This window comes from Cobetia sp. (assembly GCF_983723665.1).
The window spans coordinates 8,026-13,888 of the sequence record NZ_CFDJES010000027.1 but is presented as its reverse complement, the minus strand read 5'-3'; the positions used below and the strand labels follow the sequence as shown (position 1 = coordinate 13,888).

Below are 5,863 nucleotides of genomic sequence, written 5' to 3'. Positions count from 1 at the left end.
TCCTCGACGCTCAGGCTGGCGAAGATGCCACGCTCCTCGGGGCAGAAGCCGACACCGAGATGGGCGATGCGATGCGGCGCCAACCCCATGCTGTCCTGCCCCTTGATGAGGATCTCGCCGCTGCGCCGGCCGACCATGTTCATGATCGCGCGCAGCGTGCTGCTGCGTCCGGCCCCGTTGCGACCCAGCAAGGTCACCAGTTCGCCGCGCCGCACCGTCATGTTGACGCCATGCAGCACATGGGACTCGCCATACCAGGCGTTCAGCTCGCGCAGGCAGAGCTGCTCTTCCCCCAGCGGCGAGTCGGCCGCCGAGGCTTGCCTGTCCGTCGCCTGCTCCATAACCACCGTCATGAAACCTCCTTGTGCTCATCCGCCGTGGACTCGGGCGCTTCACTGCCCAGATACGCCTCGCGAACCTCGGGATTGGCCGACACACTGGCGTAGTCGCCTTCCGCCAGCACCCGCCCGCGCGCCAGCACGCTGATGCGATCGCACAGACGGCTGACCACGCTCAGATTGTGCTCGACCATCAGCACCGTACGGCCCCGCGCCGCGACACGAATCAGCTCGACCACGCGGTCCACATCCTCGGCGCCCATGCCCTGGGTCGGCTCGTCCAGCAGCATCAGCGTGGGCTCAAGCGCCAGCGTGGTCGCCAGCTCCAGCGCGCGCTTGCGGCCATAGGGCAGACTGGCGGTCACACGGTGGGCGTCATCGCGCAGCCCTACCTGCTCCAGCAGATGCAGCGCCTGCTCGTTCAGGCTGTCGAGGCTGCGTTCCGGCTTCCAGAAATGAAACGAGGTGCCCTGGGGGCGTTGCAGGGCGACCCGCACGTTCTCGAGCACCGTCATCTGGGAAAACACTGCCGATATCTGGAAGGAGCGCACCAACCCCAGGCGCGCGATCTCATGCGACTTCATGCGAGTGATGGATTTGCCGCGATAGAGAATCTCGCCGCGGGTAGCCGGCAGAAAGCGCGTCAGCAGATTGAAGACTGTCGTCTTGCCGGCGCCATTGGGGCCGATGAGGGCATGGATATGCCCTTCCTGCACCTGGAGATTGACGTCATCGACGGCCGTGAAACCTCGAAAGTCCTTGCTCAAGCCACGCGTCTCGAGAATCGGGGCTGTCGCTGATGCGCCCCCGCTGGCACGCGGCCCCTGAATGGGCGGTGATGGCATGTCAGTACTCCGTCCTGACCGGCAAGCCGGTGGTCTGTGTCTTCCAAGAGACATGAGGGCTGTTCGTCAGCGCGGATGCCCGCAACATCGCGGCTCGTCATCGACACGCAGCATCAACAGGCGCTATCCACAGGCCCTTGATATGCGCCATCGTTGCGATCGGCGCAACTGACGTTAACGTAAACTAGAACAGCGAGAGACGCGCTGCCAGCGGCAAGCGCGCTCACTCGACCAATAGCCGATATATCAGCGACTTCTTTACAACGCAGCCCTCCCGAGACATCTCGAGGCCGGCAGATTCCCCCACCAGCCCGAGCCGAACCGTCGAGATGAGCGCTATTTCCGCCATAAAAAAAGACGCCTGTCCGTCGCGGAATACCGCGCCGAAGAGGCGTCAACGAGGGTTGCCGAGATCATGACCTCTGGCCGGAGATCATGTACCTGACAAGAGACAACGGGTTTGGCCGGAGGCGGCTGGCCTCCGGCGGAAAGTCATGGCAGTTCGACTCAGATTCACATCACACAGGTTCATATCGCACAGGTTCTATTCAGTCAGAGCCGGTGAACCTGTCAGTGGCCACTAGGCGCATCAGCATTCGATGGCGTTGACCGCGAGACCGCCCTTGGAGGTCTCCTTGTACTTGTCCTGCATGTCGCGGCCGGTGTCACGCATGGTGCGGATCGCCTTGTCCAGCGAGACGAAGTGATCGCCATCGCCACACATCGCCATCTGGGCGGCATTGATCGCCTTGACCGAGGCAATCGCATTGCGCTCGATGCAGGGAATCTGCACCAGGCCGCCGATCGGGTCACAGGTCAGTCCCAGGTTGTGTTCGAGACCGATTTCCGCCGCGTTCTCGACCTGCTCCGGCGTCGCGCCCATCAGCTCGGCAAGCCCGGCGGCCGCCATGGCGCAGGCGGAACCCACCTCGCCCTGACAGCCGACTTCCGCGCCGGAGATGGAGGCGTTCTTCTTGCACAGGATGCCCACCGAGGCTGCCGTGAGCAGGAAATCGACCACGTCTTCCTCGCGAGCATCTTCCTGGAATTTCATGTAATAGCTGAGCACCGCCGGAATGATGCCGGCCGCGCCATTGGTCGGCGCCGTCACCATGCGACCACCGGCCGCGTTCTCTTCATTGACCGCCAGCGCGAACAGGTTGACCCAGTCCATCGCCGAGAAGGTCGAGGTGATGATCGACTTGCTGGATTCCACATCCAGCAGACGCGCATGCAGACGCTTGGCACGGCGCTTGACGTTGAGACCGCCGGGCAGCACGCCTTCGTGCGTCAGGCCGTTGTCGATGCACTCGTTCATCACTTCCCAGATGCGCCATAGCCCACGCCGCACCTGGGTCTCACTGCGCAGCGCACATTCGTTGGCCATCATCAGCTCGCTGATGCGCATCTTGTGCATGCGACACAGCGCCAGCAACTCATTGGCGGTGTTGAATTCGTACGGCAGACGCAGGCTTTCGTCTTCCAGCAGCGGGTCACGCGCGGCCTCGACTTCGTCGACCACGAAACCGCCGCCCACCGAGTAATAGACATTGCGATACAGCTCATCGCGATGGCCGTAGGCGATCAGACGCATGGCATTGGGGTGATACGGCAGCGGCGCATCGTGCCACTGCATGTCACGCACCCATACGAAGGGCACCGCGATGCGGTTGTCGAGCAGCAGTGTCTGGGATTCCAGCAGCTCTTCGATGCAGGGGTCGATGATCGCAGGGTCGATCGTTTCCGGCAGCTCGCCCATCAGGCCGAGGATGGTCGCCTTGTCGGTACCGTGGCCCACGCCGGTGGCAGACAGCGAACCATGCAATTGCACCTCGATGCGCGCCACGCGCTCCAGCTGGTCACGCGAGCGCAGGGTCTCGACGAACTGCGCGGCAGCACGCATCGGGCCGACGGTGTGCGAGCTGGAGGGGCCGACACCGACCTGGAAGAGATCAAATACACTGATGGACATGACAACACCTCATCTCGGAAACTCGCCGCGCCTGAGCGCCTGCCAGTGGATGAGGCAATGATGATGGATGGGGGCGGGACGCGACAAACCATAAATATTGGTCGTGGGTTTAGCCTGACTAAACCCTATGCATCAAAAACGGCGTAAACTATGCTCTTCGCGCCACCTTGTGCCCTGATGCCTTTAGCTATCACCACCATCTGTATCTGGCCATCGCGGCTTCTCCCTCACTATCTGCCTCCAGCGCTTGCATGAGACCCGCCCATGACGTCTTCCCTCGACAACACGCCTGGTACTGGCCCCGTCGTGCCGCCGACGGCGACCGGCACGCCCGCCACCACACCGAGCCTGCGCCACCTGAATGGTCAGACCCATGCCTGGCTGCAGGTCTTCGCCTGCGCCGCGCGTCACGGCTCCTTCACGCGTGCGGCGGAAGAACTGCACGTCACCACCGGCGCGGTGAGTCAGCAGATCAAGCAGCTGGAGGAGCGGCTGGGCTTCAAGCTGTTTCTGCGTCGTTCACGCGGACTCGAGCTGACAGGAGAAGGCGCGCGACTGGCGCGCGTGGTGGAGCAGTCCTATAGCGCGGTGGGACTGGAGGTCAAACGGCTGCGCAGCGGCTTGATGAGCGGTGTGCTCAGGTTGCGTTCGGTGCCGTCATTTCTCTCCAAATGGCTGGCGCCACGGCTGCCGCGCCTGCAGGCACGCTTTCCGGATATCGAGCTGCACGTGCGCGCAGAGGACAGTGACTCTCCGCTGCGCGAGGGTGATTTCGAGCTGGCGGTCGACCTCAACGACGGCCACTACCCGGGCATGCAGGTCACCGACCTGATGGAAGAGGAGATCTTCCCCGTCTGCCATCCCGGCCTGATGCGCGGCCGCCCGCCGCTGCGCAGCGCAGAGGACCTCGCCTGGTATCCGCTGCTGCACGACATCACCGCCTGGCGCGGCAGTCACGACCACGCCGAGTGGGAATTCTATCTGGCCAGCATCGGCGCGCCCGAGATCAACGTTCAGCGTGGCTATACCTTCAACCGCAACCACCTGTCGATGGAGGCTGCCATCGCCGGCATGGGAGTCGCGATGGCAAGGCGCACGCTGATCACCGACGAGCTGTCGCGCGGCACGCTGATCGCGCCCTTCGCGCAGCGGGTACTGACCGGCAAGCGCTATGTCATCGTCCATCCCCACGGCACCCTCGATGATGGCCGCATCCAGGCTGTGCATGACTGGATCGTCGAGGAAGCCGAGCGTGATCGGTTACGTCAGAGCTGACGAACATTTCCGCTCGGCGCAACATCGATGCTGAAATGGAATCTCACAGTTTTCTTACCAGAATATTAACTGAGCACCTTTGCATCGTTATAATGAGCAGGCAAACAACACCCTCACCCTGACAGGCAGTCCATGGACTGTCCGGAGAGTCCCTTGTCTCGCCTGACTTCGCATACCCAGCACCATAACGCTGTCCCGCTCCCCATCAGCGCCGAACAGCCGCTGTATGGGCGCAAGCCCACTTCGCTCTTCATGCAAGCCTGCCTGCGCCTGGCCATCTATGCGCCGCTGGTGGCCGCGATGATGTCGCTGGTCATGCATGATGCCCACCACTTCGGTGATGTCGGCTTCAGCGAAGCCAGCTGGACAGAACACATGCAGAGCACTCTGCTGGCCTTGAGCGCAGCCACCATGTGGCTGGTGCATTCACGCCTGCCGGACCTGCGCACCATCAGCCTGCTGCTGTTCGGCCTGTTCGCGGCGTCCCTGATCCGTGAACAGGACGCCCTGCTCGACGGCATGATCGGCGATGGCAGCTGGCAGTTCCTGGTCAGCGTGGTCGCGATCCCGGTCATCATCGGCGTATGGCGCAACCGCAGCCGCTTCATTGCCGAGTTCGAGCACTTCGGACGCAGCTTCGCGTTCGGCCTGTTCGGCGCAGGCTTCCTGGCGACCTACGTCTTCTCACGCCTCTACGGCCGCTCGGAATTCTGGGAAACCCTGATGGGGGACTCCTACCTGCGTTCGGTCAAGAATGCCGCCGAGGAAGTCACCGAACTGTTCGGCTACACCCTGATGGCCATCGCCGTGATCGAGATCGTGCTGCTGGCGATCCGCATGGGCCGCCAGCGCCGCGCCCTGCTGCGTGAGCTCAACGCCAACGACTGAGCCCGGCAGCAAAACCCTCTTGCCGAGCTGCGAGCATGACCTGTCGCATGGCCGTCACTTCGCCCTGCCCCATGAAACAACGCAAAGTGACGTGACAAGACATGAAGCACAGCATGAAGCGCAAGAGACAGACAGACCCGTGACTCTCCCAAAAGCCGCTGCTCACCTGAGCCGCGGCTTTTTTTCGTTTCTACTCTCAACAGGCTCTGCTCAACAGTCTTCTCTCGACAGGCTGCGCTAGACAGGCGTCTCTCGATAGCCATTGCGCGAGGCACTGACGGAAAACGGCTGGACATCAAATGAGAATGATTATATTTTACTAAGCAGTGGATACAATTCAACTATCGCCACTGCCACAGGAAGGCACCGACAGGATCTTGACCGTGTCATGCCCTCATTCTCAAGGAGCCTCACATGCGCTGGTTCAGTAGCTACCGCTTGCACGGTCATAGTCTTGCCCCTCGTCTCCCGCAGCACAGCCTCATCATCAGCATGCGCTGGCCCAGTCGCTGGCGATTGACGCCCGGCGCCACCGTCGTGGTGGA

5 protein-coding genes are annotated in these 5,863 nt (G+C 62.4%); 2 read left to right on the top strand and 3 right to left on the bottom strand.

All coding sequences use genetic code 11. From position 1 onward, the window contains the following. The 3 genes from AC4FAH_RS04645 to AC4FAH_RS04635 all read right to left on the bottom strand — a co-directional run. The coding region (locus AC4FAH_RS04645) for an ATP-binding cassette domain-containing protein (RefSeq protein WP_490245709.1) at positions 1-353 on the bottom strand (353 nt) is incomplete at its 3' end. Then, positions 350-1,183 carry an ABC transporter ATP-binding protein gene (locus AC4FAH_RS04640; RefSeq protein WP_052384708.1) on the bottom strand — a complete coding sequence of 278 codons (834 nt, stop codon included), beginning with the start codon at positions 1,181-1,183 and terminating at the stop codon, positions 350-352. The genes AC4FAH_RS04640 and AC4FAH_RS04645, both read right to left, overlap by 4 nt. Positions 1,184-1,772: 589 nt before the next feature. Next, on the bottom strand, positions 1,773-3,155 hold the full coding sequence (locus AC4FAH_RS04635; RefSeq protein WP_153636557.1) for an L-serine ammonia-lyase: 1,383 nt from the start codon (positions 3,153-3,155) through the stop codon (positions 1,773-1,775). Between the two features lie 264 nt (positions 3,156-3,419). Between AC4FAH_RS04635 and AC4FAH_RS04630 the strand changes: the two genes are divergently transcribed. Both AC4FAH_RS04630 and AC4FAH_RS04625 read left to right on the top strand, forming a co-directional pair. Next, the gene (locus AC4FAH_RS04630) at positions 3,420-4,430 is read left to right on the top strand and encodes a LysR substrate-binding domain-containing protein (protein WP_131432742.1); all 1,011 of its coding nucleotides are present in this window, start codon (positions 3,420-3,422) and stop codon (positions 4,428-4,430) included. A gap of 153 nt (positions 4,431-4,583) precedes the next feature. Next, positions 4,584-5,318, top strand: a complete 735-nt coding sequence (locus AC4FAH_RS04625; RefSeq protein WP_107335965.1) for a hypothetical protein — start codon at positions 4,584-4,586, stop codon at positions 5,316-5,318. The last annotated feature ends 545 nt before the right edge of the window (positions 5,319-5,863 follow it).